At 60.9% G+C, this 18,755-nt stretch carries 17 protein-coding genes; 14 read left to right on the forward strand and 3 right to left on the reverse strand.

Annotation, left to right across the window (positions count from 1 at the left end; translation table 11 throughout):
• Positions 1-5 precede the first annotated feature (5 nt).
• Positions 6-1,361: a sigma-54-dependent transcriptional regulator gene (locus tag BN4575_RS00595; protein WP_068976718.1), complete on the reverse strand. Its 1,356-nt coding sequence runs from the start codon at positions 1,359-1,361 to the stop codon at positions 6-8.
• Between the two features lie 255 nt (positions 1,362-1,616).
• Between BN4575_RS00595 and BN4575_RS00600 the strand changes: the two genes are divergently transcribed.
• The 6 genes from BN4575_RS00600 (at position 1,617) to BN4575_RS00625 (ending at position 7,462) form a co-directional block, all read left to right on the forward strand.
• Positions 1,617-2,459 (forward strand): substrate-binding domain-containing protein, encoded by an 843-nt coding sequence (locus BN4575_RS00600; protein WP_068976719.1) that lies wholly within the window; start codon positions 1,617-1,619, stop codon positions 2,457-2,459.
• Between the two features lie 64 nt (positions 2,460-2,523).
• Positions 2,524-3,225, forward strand: coding sequence for an ABC transporter permease (locus tag BN4575_RS00605; RefSeq protein ID WP_005347674.1), 702 nt, complete (start codon positions 2,524-2,526; stop codon positions 3,223-3,225).
• Positions 3,226-3,259: 34 nt separating this feature from the next.
• A complete protein-coding gene (locus tag BN4575_RS00610; protein ID WP_042020232.1) occupies positions 3,260-3,955 on the forward strand; it encodes an energy-coupling factor ABC transporter ATP-binding protein in 696 nt (231 codons plus the stop codon).
• A complete protein-coding gene (mobA, locus tag BN4575_RS00615; RefSeq protein ID WP_068976720.1) occupies positions 3,927-4,571 on the forward strand; it encodes a molybdenum cofactor guanylyltransferase MobA in 645 nt (214 codons plus the stop codon). Before BN4575_RS00610 ends, mobA begins: the two co-directional genes overlap by 29 nt.
• The gene (locus tag BN4575_RS00620; protein ID WP_068976721.1) at positions 4,568-6,328 is read left to right on the forward strand and encodes a bifunctional molybdopterin-guanine dinucleotide biosynthesis adaptor protein MobB/molybdopterin molybdotransferase MoeA; all 1,761 of its coding nucleotides are present in this window, start codon (positions 4,568-4,570) and stop codon (positions 6,326-6,328) included. The genes mobA and BN4575_RS00620 overlap by 4 nt, the downstream gene beginning before the upstream one ends.
• A 75-nt stretch (positions 6,329-6,403) precedes the next feature.
• The gene (locus tag BN4575_RS00625) at positions 6,404-7,462 is read left to right on the forward strand and encodes an FUSC family protein (protein ID WP_042020228.1); all 1,059 of its coding nucleotides are present in this window, start codon (positions 6,404-6,406) and stop codon (positions 7,460-7,462) included.
• A 64-nt stretch (positions 7,463-7,526) separates the two neighbouring features.
• Here BN4575_RS00625 and BN4575_RS00630 read toward each other — a convergent pair whose 3' ends face one another.
• A complete protein-coding gene (locus BN4575_RS00630; RefSeq protein ID WP_042020227.1) occupies positions 7,527-8,069 on the reverse strand; it encodes a DUF3332 domain-containing protein in 543 nt (180 codons plus the stop codon).
• Positions 8,070-8,250: 181 nt separating this feature from the next.
• The gene (locus tag BN4575_RS00635) at positions 8,251-9,552 is read right to left on the reverse strand and encodes a methyl-accepting chemotaxis protein (RefSeq protein ID WP_068976722.1); all 1,302 of its coding nucleotides are present in this window, start codon (positions 9,550-9,552) and stop codon (positions 8,251-8,253) included.
• Between the two features lie 491 nt (positions 9,553-10,043).
• On the opposite strand from BN4575_RS00635, the gene BN4575_RS00640 reads away from it, so the two are divergent.
• The 8 genes from BN4575_RS00640 (at position 10,044) to hflD (ending at position 18,636) form a co-directional block, all read left to right on the forward strand.
• The gene (locus BN4575_RS00640) at positions 10,044-11,951 is read left to right on the forward strand and encodes a PTS fructose transporter subunit IIABC (RefSeq protein ID WP_068976723.1); all 1,908 of its coding nucleotides are present in this window, start codon (positions 10,044-10,046) and stop codon (positions 11,949-11,951) included.
• 566 nt (positions 11,952-12,517) lie between these two features.
• Complete coding sequence (gene uhpT / locus BN4575_RS00645) at positions 12,518-13,924, forward strand: hexose-6-phosphate:phosphate antiporter (protein WP_042020224.1); 1,407 nt, start codon at positions 12,518-12,520, stop codon at positions 13,922-13,924.
• Positions 13,925-14,142: 218 nt separating this feature from the next.
• Positions 14,143-14,448 carry a PTS fructose transporter subunit IIB gene (locus BN4575_RS00650; RefSeq protein WP_068976724.1) on the forward strand — a complete coding sequence of 102 codons (306 nt, stop codon included), beginning with the start codon at positions 14,143-14,145 and terminating at the stop codon, positions 14,446-14,448.
• Positions 14,448-15,215, forward strand: coding sequence for a PTS sugar transporter subunit IIA (locus BN4575_RS00655; RefSeq protein ID WP_068976725.1), 768 nt, complete (start codon positions 14,448-14,450; stop codon positions 15,213-15,215). The genes BN4575_RS00650 and BN4575_RS00655 overlap by 1 nt, the downstream gene beginning before the upstream one ends.
• Positions 15,216-15,319: 104 nt before the next feature.
• On the forward strand, positions 15,320-16,243 hold the full coding sequence (gene rluE / locus BN4575_RS00660; protein WP_068976726.1) for a 23S rRNA pseudouridine(2457) synthase RluE: 924 nt from the start codon (positions 15,320-15,322) through the stop codon (positions 16,241-16,243).
• On the forward strand, positions 16,243-16,734 hold the full coding sequence (locus BN4575_RS00665; RefSeq protein WP_068976727.1) for an NUDIX hydrolase: 492 nt from the start codon (positions 16,243-16,245) through the stop codon (positions 16,732-16,734). Before rluE ends, BN4575_RS00665 begins: the two co-directional genes overlap by 1 nt.
• Positions 16,735-16,891: 157 nt before the next feature.
• Positions 16,892-17,998 (forward strand): tRNA 2-thiouridine(34) synthase MnmA, encoded by a 1,107-nt coding sequence (mnmA, locus tag BN4575_RS00670; RefSeq protein WP_068976728.1) that lies wholly within the window; start codon positions 16,892-16,894, stop codon positions 17,996-17,998.
• A gap of 23 nt (positions 17,999-18,021) precedes the next feature.
• On the forward strand, positions 18,022-18,636 hold the full coding sequence (gene hflD, locus BN4575_RS00675; RefSeq protein WP_005334622.1) for a high frequency lysogenization protein HflD: 615 nt from the start codon (positions 18,022-18,024) through the stop codon (positions 18,634-18,636).
• Positions 18,637-18,755 lie beyond the last annotated feature (119 nt).

An 18,755-nucleotide genomic window follows, 5' to 3' on the forward strand; every position in this document is an offset into this window, starting at 1 on the left:
CTTCCTCATTCGATGGCCCACTCCTTGAATTTGCGCTCCAGGGTCTTGCGCGCCACCCCGAGCACCCGGGAGGCAGCCGACTTGTTGCCATCATGGCTGGCTACCACTTGCAGGATGTGGGCCTTCTCCACCTCCGCCAGCGGCCACGCCAGCGGATAACCCTCCTCGCTCGCCTCCTGTTCGGCGGGTTTGCTGCTCAGCCAGTAATCGGCGGGGGGCTTGCCCAGCAGCAGGCAGCGTTCAATGAGGTTGCGCAGCTCGCGCACGTTGCCGGGCCATGGATAGGCCTGCATCGCCACCACATCCTCGTGGGTCCAGCTTAAGGATCCCATCCCCATCTCGGCGGTGAGCTGGCGGGTAAAGTGGTGCACCAGCGCGGGGATGTCGTCGACGCGCTCCCGCAGCGGCGCCACCGGCAGCGCCACCACGTTGAGGCGATAGAAGAGATCTTCGCGAAAGCGGCCCGCCTCTACTTCGGCTTTGAGGTTGCGGTTGGTGGCGGCGACGATGCGCACATCCACCGCCAGCTCGCGCTCGGCACCGACCGGGCGAATGGCTTTTTGCTCCAGCACCCGCAGCAGGGAGGATTGCATGGCCAGCGGCATTTCGCCGATCTCGTCGAGAAACAGGGTGCCCTGATGGGCAACCCGAAACAGGCCGTCACGCCCCTTGCGGGCACCGGTAAATGCCCCTTGTACGTGGCCGAACAGCTCGCTTTCCAGCAGTTCGGGGGCAATGGAGGCGCAGTTGAGAGGCACAAAGGCCCCCATCCGGCCAGAGAGTTGATGCAGGGCGCGGGCCACCAGCTCCTTGCCGGTGCCGGACTCCCCCTCCACCAGCACGGCGGCATTGGAGGGAGCCACTCTGGCGATGAGCGTCTTGAGCTCGCGGGTCTTGGCACTGTCGCCAATCAGGGTGGGGGGGAACAGCTTGCTCACCTCCCGGCGCAGCAGCAGGTTCTCCCGCTCCATCTGGCGGCGCTCGATGACTCTGTCCACCGCCTGCACCATCTGATCCAGATTGAAGGGCTTGAGGATAAAGTCGCTAGCGCCGAGGCGCAGCGCCTTGAGGGCGGTATCCATGTCGCCAAAACCGGTCATGAAGATGATGTCGCTGCGACGGGTAGCGGGGTCGATGGCCTCGTGCCACTCGATGCCGGAGCGCCCCGGCAGCCGGATGTCGGCGATGATAAGGTCGAAGTGAAGGCGGCAGCGCAGGGCTTCCGCCTCCTCCACGCTGGCGGCAGTCTCAATCTGGGCAAAACGCTTGGCCAGCGCCTTGGCCAGAAAGCTGCGCATGCCGGGCTCATCGTCAACGATAAGCAGGGAGAGGGCAGACCAGCGGCTGGGAGGGAGTGTCATGGAAAAAAGTACCTCGGATGCACGTACGGTCGGTGAATGTCCCGATAACCGGAACCTTAGTGGGACATTTTGTCCTTACCGTATCAAAAGCACCAACACCAATTATTAAAAGCGATAACAAGCTCACCTAATTGATTCTAATAAGCTTATGTTTTTAAAAGGCAAACCGTGAATGCAGCGGCAAAGGAACAGTTTGGCACCCTGCTTGCTTACTCTTGCCCTCTCCTCATCCACCCTGAAAAAAGTTGCATCACGATGACGATAAAAACCAACCTCAAACGTTTTGCCCTCTCCCTCGCCGCCAGCCTGCTGATCGCCGGTGCTGCCCATGCCGAAGCGGATACTAATGCCACAAAAGCGCCGATCCGCCTCGCCACCACCACCAGCACCGAGCAGTCCGGTCTGCTGGGCTGGTTGCTGCCCCAGTTCACCAAGGAGACCGGTTATCCGGTGCAGGTGATGGCGGCCGGTACCGGCCAGAGCCTGAAGATGGGTGAGAATGGCGACGCGGATCTGGTGATGACCCACGCCCCCTCTGCCGAGAAGAAGTTCGTCGATGCGGGCTTTGGCATCGAGCCGGTGCACCTGATGTACAACGACTTCGTCATCGTCGGCCCGGCCAAAGATCCGGCGGGTCTCGGCAAACTGCACGACGCAGCCAAGGGGCTGCAAGCCATCAAGGAGCAGGGCCAGACCTTTATCTCCCGCGGTGACGAGTCCGGCACCCACATCAAAGAGAAGACCCTGTGGCAGGCGGCTGACGTCAAACCCGAGTTTGCCGGTTACAAGTCCATCGGCCAGGGGATGGGGCCGACCCTGACCATGGCCTCGGAGCTCGGTGCCTACACCCTGACCGACCGCGGCACCTGGCTCGCCTACCAGAGCAAGCTGGATCTCGCCGTGCTGCTGGAGGGTGACAAGCGCCTGTTCAACCCCTATCAGGTGATCCTGGTCAACCCCAAGCGCTACCCGGACCTCAACACCGAAGGGGCCCGCACCCTGAAAAACTGGCTGGTCTCAGAGCATGGCCAGAAGTTGATCGGTGACTTCAAGGTGGCGGGTCAAGCGCTGTTTGTAGCGGATGCCAACGGGAAATAATGGCAACCCTGACCCCTGCGATGACCTTGATGGCCCTCCCCCGGTTCGCTGAGGGAGGTGCCTGATGCCGACCCTGCTCGACACTACGTTGGCTGCCCTCGCCCTGCTGTTCAGTGGTGACACCGAACTGTGGCAGGTGGTGGGGGTCTCCTTCTCCGTCTCCTGCATCGCCCTGCTGCTGGTGCTGCTGCCCGCCTTGCTGCTGGGCTTTGCCCTGGCCTATCTGCCGCTGCCCGGCCGCTGGCTCTGGCTCTCCTGCATCAATACCCTGCAATCGGTGCCGACCGTGGTGATTGGCCTCTTGCTCTACATGCTGCTGTCGCGGGCCGGCCCCTTTGGCGACTGGAAGCTGCTCTTTACCCAGCAGGCGATGGTGGTAGGGCAGATGCTGATCGCCTTTCCGGTGATCGCCACCATGGCTCACGCGGCGTTTGTCCAGAGCGACCGGCGCGCCTGGGAGACCGCCCTGACCCTGGGGGTCTCCTGGCCCAAGGCGCTGATCGGCCTGATGCACGAGTGCCGCTTTGGCCTGCTGGCCGCCATCATCGGCGCCTTCAGCCGTATCGTCACCGAGGTGGGCTGCTCCATGATGGTGGGGGGCAATATCCTGCACTTTACCCGCAATATCCCCACCGCCATCGCGCTGGAGACCCAGAAAGGGGCCTTCACCCAAGGGGTGGCGCTCGGCATAGTGCTGCTCACCCTCGCCCTCTTGCTCAACCTGCTGCTGACAGCGTGTCGCGGCCACAGCTATCTGAAGAACTGACCATGCCCCCACTGTGTATCAACAGGAGTACCCCATGGCCCTGACCGCCCAGCAACTCACCATGCGCTTTGGCGAACGCCAGCTGTTCGAGATTGACCGGCTCGCCATCGCACCGGGGGATGCCATCTGGCTGCACGGGGCCAACGGGGTGGGCAAGACGACTTTGCTCAAGATCCTGGCGGGGCTGCTCGCCCCCACCCGTGGCCACACCAATCTGCCGGGGCGCTGGCAACGGCGGCTCAACCGGCTGCTCAAGCGGGATCTCGGGCCGGGCCGGGTCACCTATCTGCACCAGACCCCCTATCTGTTCGATCGCACCGTGCACGACAACGTGGCCTGGGCGCTGGATAAACAGCTTGGCAGCGAGATCCGGGTGTTCGAGGCGCTGCGCCGGGTCGAGCTGGAGGGGCTGGCGCGGGAGCACATCAGCATTTTGTCCGGTGGCGAACGGCAACGGCTGGCGATGGCCCGCGCCTGGGCGCTGCAACCGGCCTTTCTGCTGATGGATGAGCCCACCGCCAATCTGGACACACATTCGGTTGCCCTGATGGCCGCATTGGCGCAAGATCTGCGGGAACATGGCAGCGGCCTTGTCGTCATCAGCCACCAGAGCAATGCATTGACCGACCTGTGCGAGCGGCAATGGACCCTCGCCCGTGGCCAGCTGCAAGAGACGACCCCTTTAAAAATCATCGAGCGACATGACTTCAAAAAGCGACAGCCACTCTGATCCCGTTGCCGTATCAGCAGTGATCCTGGCAGGAGGCCGCGCCACCCGGATGGGGGGCGAAGACAAGGGATGGGTAGCACTGGCGGGACGCCCCCTAATCGACCATGTGCTGGCGCGCCTGCGCCCCCAGGTGGATGAGGTGCTGATCAACGCCAACCGCAGTCAGCCCCGCTATCAGGCGCTGGCCCCGGTCATCAGCGATGACAACAACGACTATCTCGGCCCGCTGGCGGGCATGCAGGCTGGCCTTGCCGCCGCCCGTCACGACTGGGTGCTGTTCGTCCCCTGCGATGGCCCCGCCCTGCCGCTGGATCTGATGAGCCGCTTTCGCGCCGCCCTGACCCCAGAGACCGAGCTGGTGGTGGCCCACGACGGCGACTGGCTGCAACCCGTGGTGGCCCTGCTGCACAAATCCCTGCTCCCCTCCCTCACCGCCGCGCTGGCCGAGGGTGAGCGCAAAATCGATGTCTGGTTTGCCCGCCACAATATGGCGGTGGTGAGCTTTGCCGATCAGCCGGATGCCTTTATCAATCTCAACAGCCCTGCCGAGCTGGCCGCCTACGAGGCCCGCCTGCTTGCCCCGGCTATCGACCCCCAACAAGGAGTCACCTCATGACCACGGCTCCCACTCTTCCCCTGCTCGGCTTCGCCGCCTGGAGCGGCACCGGCAAGACCACCTTGCTGGAACAGTTGATCCCCCTGCTGGTGGATCGCGGCCTGCGCATCGGGGTGCTCAAGCACGCCCATCACGACTTTGACATCGACCAGCCGGGCAAGGACAGTTACCGCCTGCGCAAGGCGGGTGCCCAGCAGATGATGGTGGCCTCCCGTCGCCGCCATGCGCGCATTACTGAAACAACGCACGGCGAAACGGAACTGGCCGAAGCCGACTTTCGCCAGCTACTGGCCAGCTTCGATCAAACCAGCCTCGATCTGCTGCTGGTGGAGGGGTTCAAGCACGAGCACTTCCCGAAAATCGAGCTGCACCGCGCCGAAATTGGCAAACCGCTGCTCTTCCCCGACGACAGGGACATCATAGCGCTGGCCAGCGATCAGACTGTAGAGACAAGCCTGCCGCAACTCGATATCAACGATCTGGCGGCCATTGCCGACTTCGTCTGCCGCTGGCTTGACGGCTGCCAGAGCAAGGAGCCGGAGGCGGGCAAGGGATTTCTCTCGGTCGAAGCGGCCCGCAACGCCATTCTGGCAGCCCTCACCCCGAGCAACGCCTGCATCGATAAACCGCTGGCCCAGTGCCACGGCGCCGTGCTGGCCACCGATCTGGTGAGCCCCATCAATGTGCCCCCCCACGCCAACTCGGCAATGGATGGCATTGGCCTGCGCAGCGACGACCTCGCCGCCGGTCGCTGGCAACTGGTGGGGGAAGTGCTGGCGGGCCAGCAGCGCCATGAGCCGGTGCTGGCCGATCAGGCGGTGCAGATCATGACCGGCGCCCCGCTGCCCCCCGGTGTGGATACCGTGGTGATGCGGGAAGAGACGCTGATTGAAGGTGAGTGGGTCACCGTCACCGCCCCAATCCGGGCAGGGCAGAATGTGCGCCTCGCCGGGGAAGATCTTGCCAAGGGTGCGGTCGCCATCCCGGCCGGTACCTGGCTTGGCGCCCCCCAGCTGGGGCTGGCAGCATCCCTCGGTCAGGCCACGCTCAGCGTGCGTACCCCGCTGAAAGTGGCGCTGTTCAGTACCGGTGACGAGGTGCAGGCACCGGGCGAGCAGCTCGCCCCCGGCCATATCTTCGACAGCAACCGCTTCACTCTGATGGCCCTGATCCGCGCCGCTGGTTGCGAGGTGATGGACCTTGGTATCATTCCCGATGACAAGAGCATCCTGCGCCAGCAGCTGGAGCAGGCCGCCGCCAGCGCCGATCTGGTGCTGAGCTCGGGCGGGGTCTCGGTGGGTAACGCCGACTTTATCAAGCTGGTGCTGGCAGAGCTCGGCCAGATCGATTTCTGGCGCATCCAGATGCGGCCGGGCCGCCCGCTCGCCTTTGGCAAGCTGGGGCAGACCCCCTTCTTCGGCCTGCCGGGCAATCCGGTGGCGGCGATGATCTGCGTGCTGCAATTTGTCGAGCCCGCCATCGCCCGTCTGCAGGGCAAGCGGTGGCAGCCGCTGCGCCTGTCGGCACTGGCGGACGAGAAGATGAAGAGCCGCCTGGGGCGCACCGAGTTTCTGCGCGGCATCTTCCATCAAGATCGCAACGGCCAGCTGCGGGTGCGCACCACAGGGCCGCAGGGCTCGGGCATTCTCAGCTCCATGAGCGATGCCAACTGCCTGATCGAAATCGTGCCGGACCAACCCGGCATCGCCATTGGCGAGCGAGTCTGGATCCACCCCTTGCAAGGACGACTGGCCTGATACCCGCACGGGGCGTCGGCCGGATACACGGCGCCCCGTCACACACCTGATCGGCAACCTGATACGAGGCAAACTGTGCGTCTTGATGCCCCTCTCTCCCGACTCGATCTGCTGGTCTATGGCCACTACCGGATCGTCCATGGCCTGCGCATTGCGCTCGCCTTTATGCTCACCTTTCTGCTGACCCGCGAACTGCAACTGCCGGAGAGCACCTGGCCGCTGATCACATTAGTGGTGGTGATGGGGCCCATCTCGTTTTGGGGCAATGTGCTCTCCCGTGCCCTGCAGCGGGTGGTGGGCACCATCTTCGGCGCCGGTTGCGGGGTGGTGGCACTTTATCTGGAGATCTACTCCATGCCGCTCACCCTGATCTGGTGTGGTTGCATCATGTTCCTCTGCGGCTATCTGGCCCTCGGCAAGCGCCCCTATGTGGGGCTGCTGATCGGTATCACCCTTGGCATCACCATGGGAGCCATGCCGGGGGACATAAAGATGGCGCTGTGGCGCAGTGCTGATGTGATCCTCGGCTCCCTGCTGGCGCTGCTCTTTTGCAGCATCTATCCCCAGCGCGCCTACAGCCACTGGCGGCTGCAACTGCACCAGATCCTGCAACAGTCGGGGCGGCTCTATCACACCCACCTCTCCCCCAATGTGCTGGAGCGGCCGCGGCTCAAACACAATCTCTCCCAGCTGCTGGCCCAGACCGGCAAACTGCGGGCACTGCTGGCCCCCGCGGCCAAGGAGAGTCGCCACAGTATCTCGCTGTTTGATGCGGTGCAGGTCACCATGCGCAACACCCTCTGTACCCTGGAGATGCTGGCCAACACCTACTGGAACGATCGCCAGAGTCACTTCCTGATGCAGAGCACCCGCGAGCTGCACACTTGCCATCAGGCCACCGAGGAGGTGATCAGCCAGCTCGCCCTGATGATGCAAACCGGCGACGGGCGCGGCGCGGATGCCGCCATCGCCCGCCTGCAGGAGGTGGCGATGCAGGTGTCGCTGCCCCCCAACACCGAGGCGGCCATTAATGGCTACCTCTGGCTCAACGTCCAGCTGACCGAGCAGCTCACCCACCTGCGCCGCCTGCTGGGGCTGATCCTCACCCCGCCCCATCGCAAGCAGCCGGACTAGACCCAATGCAAAACGCCCCGCAGTTGCGGGGCGTTTTGAGTACCAACCTGAAGATCTCAGCCGTTTACGCGGCGGTGCGGATCTGCTCAAGTTGATCCTGAGTCATGGTAGAGACCAGCTGACCATCGAAATAGATATCCAGCATCTCACCACGCTTCTCGCCGCGCATCATGCCGATGCTGCCATCCAGATAATGCAGCTTCATTTCGGCGCTTTGTGCGTTGGGATAGCTGATTTCGACTTCGCGCACACCCTGCGGCAGCATGGCCAACGGCACCTTTTTAAGGGCCGGGTCCAGATGCTGGTTCACCTTGATCACCGAGTTGGCACGCATGTCGACCAGCGCTGGCGACTTGCCAGTGATGACGTTTTTGCCAGTCCAGAATTCGATGGTATTGAATACGAACAGATCGCCGGTAGCCGCCAGACCATAGACAGGGGCGAGCAACACGAAAACCCCGGCACGGCCGTAGCGGTTATCCACCACGCTCAGGTTGCCCTTGGTGACCATGCCAGAAAGCCCCATCTGCCCCATACAGCCGCCCAGACCCATGCTCGCGACCATAACCAGCAGGGCCATTGCCCGCCCTTTCTGTTGTAATGCCATCTTGTTCTGTTCCTGCTCCAAAATTAATGAGGCGGCAAGCCTAATCAAGAGGTCAAACCAGAACAATTCACAATGGAGGGACGATACAGGAGGGGTTCAGATTCACATATCAAGTGCACAAGAAATAAGCACCGATGGAGTGATAATCCCAACGGTGCCTTTACTCGACAACCAATACCACTCAAGAATCTATGGCCAAGTTGGATACGGTTTCGGTGACACTGATGGCCCCCTGCTCAATCTGGGCCATCACACTGCTCACCTCGCTAATCTGCTCCTTGCCACGTAATGCTCTACTGGCCACTTCATCGATATTGCTGGTGATATGGGCGGTCAACTCGCGGTTTTTCTGCACCACTGCGGCAATCTCGCCGGTAGAGAGCGAGGTGCGAGCCGCCAGTTGCCGTACTTCGTCGGCCACCACCGCAAAACCACGGCCCTGATCTCCGGCCCGCGCGGCTTCAATGGCCGCATTCAGTGCCAACAGGTTGGTCTGCTCTGCAATGCTGCTAATGGTGGAAACGATCGCCTCTATGCTTTTTGACTGCTCATTTAACTGACCAATCAAAGCTGAGGTTTTGCTTACCTGCTCCGAAATAGCACTCGAGAGAGCGACCGAGGCATTGAGCAGATCAGAACCGGTCGATGCAGCTTGGGTGGTCTCTTTAGAAATAGTGTGAGCGATACGGGCCGCTTCACTGACCGCCTGGGCCCGTTTGATCCGTTCCGTCACGTCACTGGCAAACTTGACCACTTTGATCACCTTGCCCGACTCATCCTTGATGGGGTTATAGGTTGCCTCCAGCCAGAGCTCGTTACCATGACTGTCCCGGCGTAAAAAGAGACCCGATTTGAGCTGACCATGGGCCAAATCCTCCCAAAAATGGGGCTGTTCCCGATAAAAACTGTCGTCACAAAACAGCTTGTGATGCTGTCCTTTGAGTTGTGATAACGAGTAACCAACGCAGGAGAGGAAATTCTGATTGGCAGTGATGATGTCACCTTTGGGGGTGAATTCGATAATGGCCAGAGAACGGTCGAGGGCTGAGGCGATGGCTTTCTGACGGCTGAGCTGGATGTAACTCTCGGTGATATCAGCGGCAATCTTGACCACTTTGATCACCTTGCCATCAACCTTGACCGGGAAGTAGGTCGCCTCTAGCCACAACTCTCGCCCCTGCTTATCAAAACGCTGATAAATGCCGCTGTGGGTCTCGCCATGGTCCAGTTGCTGCCAAAACTGCGAGTAAGAGGTCGACTGCCCATAGTGGGCGTCGCAAAACATCCGATGGTGTTTGCCAACCACCTCCTGCTCGCTATAACCCACCACACTTAAAAACAGCGGATTAGCCTCGAGGATAACCCCTTGCGGGGTAAAACTGATGGTTGCCACCCCCTTTTTGACGGCATCAATAAAGGAGTGGGCCTGGGCCAACTGCGTTTGACATGCGAGTAATTCTGCTTTGATTTTAAAATTAAACATCAGCCCAGCCTCCGGTAGATACCTGCAATTAGGTTACGTCTGTACCGATTTTAGACGAAAAATCTGATAGATAGCGCTTACCACTTCCCCCCGGCCAGCAGGCGCATAAAAATCCTAATCACGTCGAAAAAAAACAGGGGTTAGCGTGATGAAGATCACACTACTTTATTCTGGTTCACCACATAAAAATCCATCACCAGATAGGGATTAATTTATTGATATTACCCATAACAAACCTCCACCCATGCCACAAAAAGCCTCAATCATTTGTTTTTAAAAAGAAAAGTAAATACCGCCTGAAAATAGCGAGTCCTGCCTGAAAACGGGATCTTCATCACATCGTGTTTTGCTGCGCACAAAAATCCAGTGATTGGCATATTTGTCCGATAGGGCGAGGGCGGACGAACCGCGATAATAGCCAGGTCATTTTTATCCAGTACGTCGATACGTACTCACGCATAGCTTCCGTCACCGGAAGCGGGGAGAGCGCCATGATCACCACCTTGATCAATGAACATCTGATCAACCTCGATTTGAAAGCGACGCGAAAGGAAGAGGTCTTCACCGAGATGGCCCGCCTGCTGGCATCGCAAGGCAGGGTCAGCGACGAGCAGGCCTTTATCAAGGATCTGTGGGCCCGCGAAGAGCTGGGTAACACAGGTTTTGAGGAGGGCGTGGCCCTGCCCCACGCCAAGAGCGCGGCGGTGAGCAACCCGGCGGTCGCCATCGGCATCAGCCGCAACGGCATCGAGTACGGCGCCGAAGATGGCAAGCCGTCCCACCTCTTTTTCATGATTGCCTCCCCCGATGGTGGCGCCAATCACCATATCGAGGTGCTGGCCGAGCTCTCCGGCAAGCTGATCGAAGAGGGCTTTATCGCCAAACTGCTGGCGGCCAAAACCCCGGCCGACGCGCTGGCGCTGCTGCTGGCCAAGAAAGAGGAGCAGAGTGCAGCCCCGACCACCAGCAAAGGCTTCATCATCGGTGTCACTGGCTGCCCCGCCGGTATCGCTCACACCTATCTGGCGGCCGAATCGCTGGAGCGCGCTGCCCGCGAGCTGGGTTATGAGGTGAAGGTGGAGACCAACGGCTCCATCGGCGTCAAGAACAGCCCGACCGCGGACGAGATTGCCCGCGCCACCGCCATCGTGGTCGCCTGTGACAAGCAGGTGGACATGGCCCGCTTCGCTGGCAAGCCGCTGATCAAAACCGGCGTGAAGGCCCCCATCAAGGATGGCAAGGGTCTGATCGAGCAGGCACTGAAAGCCCCCGCCTATGTTGCTGGCAAAGAAGATAAAAAGGGTGAAGAGAAGAGCTCGGGCGGCAGTTCCGATCTCTATCGCTACCTGATGAACGGCGTCTCCCACATGATCCCGTTCGTGGTGACCGGCGGTCTGTTGATTGCGCTGGCACTGGCCATCGGCGGCAACCCGACCCCGAGCGGCATGCAGATCCCGGAAGGGAGCATGTGGAACCAGATCCTCAACGTGGGCGTAGCCGCCTTTACCCTGATGATCCCCATTCTGGCGGGCTATATCGCCTACGCCATCGGTGATCGTCCGGCGCTGGCCCCTGGCTTTATCGGCGGCTGGATCGCCAACAACGGCAGCTTCTACGGCGCTGACGCCGGAACCGGCTTTATCGGTGCCATCATCGCGGGCCTGTTGGTCGGTTATCTGGTGCGCTGGATTGCCACCCGTCACTACCACAAGATGGTGCAGCCGCTGGTGCCGATCCTGATCGCCCCCATCGTCGGTTCCCTGTTTATCGCTGCGGTCTTTATCTTCATCATCGGCGCCCCGATTGCCGACATGATGACAGGCCTCAACGCCATGCTGCTCTCCATGAGCGGCGGCAGTCTGGTGCTGCTGGGCATCGTGCTGGGGGGTATGGCTGGCTTTGATATGGGTGGCCCGGTCAACAAAGTGGCCTTCCTGTTCTCCGTCGGTATGATTGCCTCCGGTCAGACCCAGTTTATGGGTGCCATGGCTTGCGCCATCCCGGCTGCGCCCCTTGGCATGTCGCTGGCTACCGTGCTCGGTCGCAAGCTGGGTATCTTCGATGCCTCTGAAATCGAAGCGGGCAAAGCCGCCGGTGCCATGGGTCTGGTGGGGATCTCCGAAGGGGCGATTCCGTTCGCCGCCCGTGATCCGCTGGCCGTCATCCCGGCCAACATTCTGGGCAGCATGACCGCTGCGGTGATGGCCTTCCTGTTTGGCATCACCAACAGCGTCGCCCACGGTGGCCCCATCGTGGCCCTGCTGGGTGCGGTCAACAAGCCGCTGCTGGCACTGCTCTGCATGGTCTGCGGTGCCATCGTCACCGGTGTGGTGGCGGTAGCTCTGAAAAAACTGCGGATCAAAAAGAGTGACGAGGTGACCCTGGCCAAAGCGGCCTGAGTCCCCCCGCGCAATCACTACTCGTAACGCATAACAGGAGGCCACCCCACGGGGTGGCCTCTTGGTTTCTCACGGCGGCTGGCGGCCAGCTTTCCCCTGCTCCGCCCCCACGAAACAGGGGTCGATGACCCCGCCTACCTCGCTTCTCGCTTCGCCCTCCTCTCCTTGTGTCTCTCCCTCACGCCTCGCAACCAAGGGCTCGCACGGCGCAGCAAACTGGCTGACATGGCAGCACTTTGGCGTTCACTGTGTGATGTTTCTCACGCTTTTTCCGCGAAAGCGCAAAAACTAGGAAATTTTCCTAGTGCCACTAGGGATGGCTCTCAAGCCATTTTCTGCCCCTCTGATTAGAGTCACCTCACCTGATGTCGTGACCCGCACCACGATGGGCAACCAGCCCCATCATCCCGTGCCGGGCCCGGGTTTATATGGATGGAGAGTCGGCCGCAGCACCAACTGGCAGGATCTGACTTTCGGTTCCCCTTCCGTGGCGTGACCTCAAACAATTTATCTACAAATGAGGGGCGCGGCGGAAATACCGTCTATCTCGCAGAGGATGAACGAAGATGTTGAAATTGCTCCAACAGGTCCGGGTTCCGACCCTCGACCTGCCGGTCGAAGCCCGGCGCAAGCTCTGGTTCAAGCCTTTTATGCAATCCTATCTGGTTGTATTTATTGGCTACCTGACCATGTATCTGATCCGCAAGAACTTCAACATTGCGCAAAATGACATGATCCAGGAGTACGGTCTGTCGATGACCGAGCTTGGCATGATCGGCCTTGGTTTCTCCATCACCTACGGGGTGGGCAAGACAGTCGTCTCCTACTACGCCGATGGCAAGAACACCAAGCAGTTCCTGCCGCTGATGCTGATCCTCTCCGCCCTCTGCATGCTGGGCTTCAGTGCCAGCATGGGTGGCACAGGTTTTAGCCTCTACCTGATGATCTTCTTCTACGCAGCCAGTGGTTTCTTCCAAAGCTGTGGTGGCTCTTGCAGCTACTCCACCATCACCAAGTGGACCCCTCGCAACAAGCGCGGCACTTACCTCGGCATGTGGAACCTCTCCCACAACGTGGGCGGTGCCGGTGCGGCCGGTGTGGCGCTGTTCGGTGCCAACTACCTGTTTGATGGCAATGTGCTCGGCATGTTTATCTTCCCGTCCATCATCGCGCTGATCGTCGGCTTTATCGGCCTGCGTTTTGGTAGCGATTCACCGGAAGCCTATGGTCTGGGCAAGGTGGAAGAGCTGTTTGACGAAGTGGCGAGCGAAGAAGATATCGCCACCGAAGAGCAGCAGCTGACCAAGGGGCAGATCTTCGTGAAGTACGTGCTGCTGAACAAAGTGATCTGGCTGCTCTGCTTTGCCAACATCTTCCTCTACGTGGTGCGCATCGGTATCGACCAGTGGTCCACCGTCTACGCTCACCAGGAGCTGGGCTTCTCCAAAGAGGTGGCGATTCAGGGCTTTACCTTCTTTGAAGTGGGCGCACTGGTCGGCACCCTGATGTGGGGTTATCTCTCCGATCTGGCCAATGGCCGTCGTGGTCTGGTGGCTTGCGTCGCCTTGGCGCTGATCATTGCCACCCTGGGTCTCTATCAGCACGCCACTACCCCATTCATGTTCCTGGGTTCGCTGTTCTTGCTGGGCTTCCTGGTGTTTGGTCCGCAGCTGCTGATCGGCGTTGCCGCCGTGGGCTTCGTCCCCAAACAGGGCATCAGCGTAGCCGATGGGGTCAAGGGCACCTTTGCTTATCTGATCGGTGACAGCTTCGCCAAACTGGGTCTGGGCATGATCGCCGATGGTACCCCCATCTTCGGTCTGACTGGCTGGGCAGGCACCTTCGCCGCCCTCGACATGGCTGCTGCCGCCTGTCTGGTGCTGATGGCCTGTGTGGCCGTGGCCGAAGAGCGCAAGATCCGCCGTATCAAGCGCGAGCTGAAAGCCGCAGCGCTGGCCGGCCAGACCGCCTGATCCCCTGCAGATTGTCGTTGATTGTTCAGGGCCACCCACACGGGTGGCCCTTGTTGTTTGGCGCAACCAGACACCCGATGGGCCCGACATGAGCCTGCGCTGCCGCTCAAGGGGCAGGCATATCCCCATCAAGATCCCACTTTTCGTATGGACTTTTGGTAAAGCCAGCCCGCCAGCGCTATCTTGTTGCTCCCACTTGCCTGCATCACAGATATCTGATGAAGATCGTTGCCATCACCGCTTGCCCGACCGGTATTGCCCATACCTATATGGCTGCCGATGCCCTGCAAAAAGCAGCCACCACCCTGGGGCTCAAGATCAAGGTCGAAACTCAAGGCGCCATGGGCATGGAGAACATGCTGACCGCCCGCGATATTGCCAGCGCTGATCTGGTGCTGATTGCCTCCGATATCGAGATTGAGCAGAAAGATCGCTTTCTCGGCTGCGCCATTCATCAGGTGACCCTGGAAACCGTGCTGCTGGATGCCATGGGCGTACTCAAGGGATTGCCGATCCCGGTCTGATGCTAACCCGTGAAATCACCTTCTACTGCCAGCAGGGGTTGAGCATCACCCAGGCCAAGCAGTTGAACCGGCTGGCGGGGATGTTCAAATCCACCATCCGCTGCGCCAACCTCACCCGGCGCCAGACCGTTGCCGCCAGCAACCAGCTCTCCCTGTTGACCCTCGCCACCCAGCCCGGCGATCTCTGCCAGTTGCAAATTGAAGGGTGCGATGCCGAACTGGCCCACATGGCCTTTACCTGCTGGTGCGGGGAGCTGGGTCAACCGCTGGTGCGCCCGCGCACCGCCGCGCTGGCGGAGTTGCGACTGACCAACGCTCTGCCCGACTACCATTTTGCCCTGCGCCAGCTGGCCTACAGCCCCGAACCGCTGACCAAAGCCGAAGCGCTCGAGCATCTGATCGATCTGCTGCCCGCCGAGCTGGTCAGCAACAGAGCCGCGCTGGAGGAGGCGATCAGTCGGCGCGAGCAGGTCTCGGCCACCATCATCCGCCCCGGCCTTGCCATGCCTCATGTATTGAGCGAAGGGATCAGCCAGCCAGCGCTGACTCTGCTCAATTGCAAGGAGCCCATTGAGTGGGGCTCTCAAATCGGGCCGGTGCAGACCGTTATTCTGCTGGCGGTGCCGGTTGGTAGCGGACGGGAGACCCTGCGCCCCCTCACCCGACTGGCGCAGGCGATGATCGACGATGTGGTCAGCCACGCCCTTTTGCAGGCAGGCTCGGCCCCCGCCCGTCAGGCTATCGTCGTCGAGAGCCTGTTAAGCTAGGCGAATTGGCTCTGGGCGCTGCTTGCTGTAACGCCAGCCATTCATCCTGCCCTCAGCACCCTGTGGTACACTCGCTGCCATCGTCTGTCTGAAGTGTGTATCCGATGAAATCTCCCCGCTCCCGTCTCTCTGTCAACCGTACGCCGCGCGATAACGCCCCGCGCACGGCGGCCAAACCAGCCGCACCCCGCCATGTTTCCCCCCGCAAACCGGAGCTGGCACCGGCGGATCGCAAGCTGTTGCTGCTAAACAAGCCCTACATGGTGCTCTGCCAGTTCACCGACGAGGCGGGCCGCGAGACCCTCAAGGATTACATCAAAGAGCCCGGCATCTATGCCGCAGGGCGGCTCGATCGCGACAGCGAGGGGCTGCTGCTGCTCACCAACGATGGCAAGCTGCAGGCGCGCCTCACCCAGCCGGGGGAGAAGACCCCCAAGACCTACTGGGTGCAGGTAGAAGGCATTCCGAGCGAGGAGAAACTGGCCGCCCTGCGCACCGGGGTGGAGCTCAACGACGGTATGACCCTGCCCGCCGGGGCGCGCATCATGGATGAACCTGCGGTGTGGCCGCGCAATCCGCCCATTCGCGAGCGCAAGGAGATCCCCACCAGCTGGCTGGAGATCAAAATCATCGAGGGACGCAACCGGCAGGTGCGGCGGATGACCGCCCATATCGGCCACCCCACCTTGCGCCTTATTCGCTACGCCATCGGCGACTGGACCCTGGATGGTCTGGCCCCCGGCGAGAGCCGCAGCCTGCCCGTACCCGAGCTGGTGCCGAGCTCCAGCAGCCGCCCGCGTCCCTCCTCATCCCGTTCAGGCGCTCATACCGCCAAACCGGCCAAACCGGCAGGGGATGCGCCACGGCGGGCCAGCCAGCCGAGACGGGACGAGCGCCCCCGCAGCACTCACCCAACCGAGCGTTCAACTTCAAACCCGACCGGCGGCAAACCCCGCAGCAGCGGGCGAGGAACGGCACGTAGGCCCGCCCGTGCGGGCAATCCCGATAGCAACGACAAGGAGTCATGATGAGCAATCAGGCAGAGCAATCAGCCACCAGCCACGCCCGCATGGAGGCGCGCCTGACGGTCGCCGCCCTGGTGCAGTGGCAGGGGCGCTTTCTGGTGGTGGAAGAGGAGATAAAAGGCCAGCGCCGTTTCAACCAACCCGCCGGCCATGTGGAGCCGGGGGAAAACCTGCTTGAAGCGGCTTGCCGCGAGCTCAAAGAGGAGACGGGTCTGACCGCCACGCCGACCGCCTGGCTTGGTACCTATCTCTTCAAACCGGCTGACAGTGAGGCCACCTTTGTACGGACTGCATTGATTTTCGACCTTGAAAAAGCACCCGGTCAGCACCATCCAGAGGATCCTGACGGCGATGTGCTGGCTTGTCACTGGCTCACCCTGGAGGAGATCGCCGAGTGCAAACCAGCCCTGCGCAGCCCGCTGGTATGGCAGTGCATTCAGGACTATCTGGCTGGCACCCGCCTGCCGCTGTCGGCGCTCAAGGCCTTTATTTGAGGCCATTTGACACTCTTTTACGGCCGAGCTGGCCAATAACAGAAAAACGATTTCCTGCTATCAGGCTCCTGATGGGAACGACAGCATGGAGATGTGACCGGGGGCGCAAAACTCTGGTAGAATACGCCCCGTTTAAACGAACTGGTAACTTCGACTAATGACAGACAACAGCCAAATCAAGGTGATCGTCGGCATGTCCGGCGGCGTGGATTCTTCCGTCTCGGCCTACCTGCTCCAGCAGCAGGGCTATCAGGTCGAAGGCTTGTTCATGAAGAACTGGGAAGAAGACGACACGGACGAGTACTGCTCTGCCGCCCAGGATTTGGCTGATGCCAAGGCCGTCTGCGACAAGCTGGGGATGAAACTCCACACCATCAACTTCGCTGCCGAGTACTGGGACAACGTGTTCGAGCACTTCCTCGAAGAGTACAAGGCTGGCCGCACGCCGAACCCGGATATCCTGTGTAACAAGGAGATCAAGTTCAAGGCGTTCCTCGAATTTGCCGCCGAAGAGCTGGGTGCCACCTACATCGCCACCGGCCACTATGTGCGCCGTGACGACAGCACCGGCCACCCGCGCCTGCTGCGCGGTCTCGATACCAACAAGGATCAGAGCTACTTCCTCTATACCCTGAGCGAGAAGCAAGTGGGTCAGAGCCTGTTCCCGGTTGGCGATCTGGAGAAGCCCGAGGTGCGCCGCATCGCCGAGCAGCTGGATCTCATTACCGCCAAGAAGAAAGACTCCACCGGCATCTGCTTTATCGGCGAGCGCAAGTTCAAGGACTTCCTGGCCAAGTTCCTGCCCGCCCAGCCCGGTAAAATCGAGACCGTGGATGGCAAGGTGATCGGCGAGCATCAGGGTCTGATGTATCACACCCTGGGCCAGCGCAAGGGGCTCGGTATCGGTGGTCGAAAGGATGCCACCGAAGAGGCCTGGTATGTGGTCGACAAAGAGGTCGAGCGCAACGTGCTGGTGGTGGCGCAGGGCGAGCATCCCCGCCTCTACTCCGATGGCCTGATTGCAAGCCAGTTGCACTGGGTGGATCGCACTCCCATTCGCGAACCGCGTCGCTGCACCGTCAAGACCCGCTACCGTCAGCAGGATATCCCCTGCCTGATCCAGCCCATCGACGATCTGACCATCCGGGTCATCTTCGACGAGAAGCAGGCTGCGGTGACCCCGGGCCAGTCCGCCGTCTTCTACGACGGGGAAGTGTGTCTGGGCGGCGGCATCATCGAACAACGTTTCAGCCATCCGGTTTGAATCCTTAACAGAAGGCAGCAGACGTGAGCGATAAATTCCAAGACAGAACAATGGCCTTTGCCGGCATCTGCCAGGCCGCGTATCTGGTGCAGAAGGTGGCCCGAGACGGCAGCTGTGACGAGGCCGCCCTGCGCGAGAGCCTCTCCAGCATTCTGGTGACCAACCCGAGCCAGCCGCTCGAGGTGTTCAACAACACCCATCTGGCCATTCGCGACGGCTACCGCGCGCTGGTCGAGCAGCTGGGTGCCGACGGCAGCCAGAAGAATGCCGAGCTGACCCGCTATGTGGTGAGCCTGATTGCGCTGGAGCGCAAGCTGGCCAAGCGCAAGGACATTCTCAATATGCTGGGTGAGCGGATCAGCCAGATTGGCCGCCAGCAACAGCACTTCGATCTGCTCGACGAGCAGATTTTGGCCAACATGGCGAGCATCTACAGCGATCTTATCAGCCCCATCGGGCCACGCATCCAGGTGGCGGGTACCCCGCTGTTCCTGCAGCAACCGCTGGTGCAGCACAAGGTGCGCGCCCTGCTGCTGGCGGGCATTCGTGCCTGCGTGCTGTGGCGTCAGCTCGGTGGCAGCCGCACCCAGATCATCTTCGCTCGCAAGAAGATGGTGGAGCTGGCCAAACGTTACTAATCATCGGCTCGCGCGCGGGCAAGCGAGGTCGACATCAGGGTGAACAGCCGCACATCAGCCTTGATGACAACTCAGCCCCACGCGCGAGTGGATATGGATCCCCCACACAAATCATCAGG

This window comes from Aeromonas sp. EERV15 (assembly GCF_900079845.1).
Lineage (GTDB): Bacteria > Pseudomonadota > Gammaproteobacteria > Enterobacterales > Aeromonadaceae > Aeromonas > Aeromonas sobria.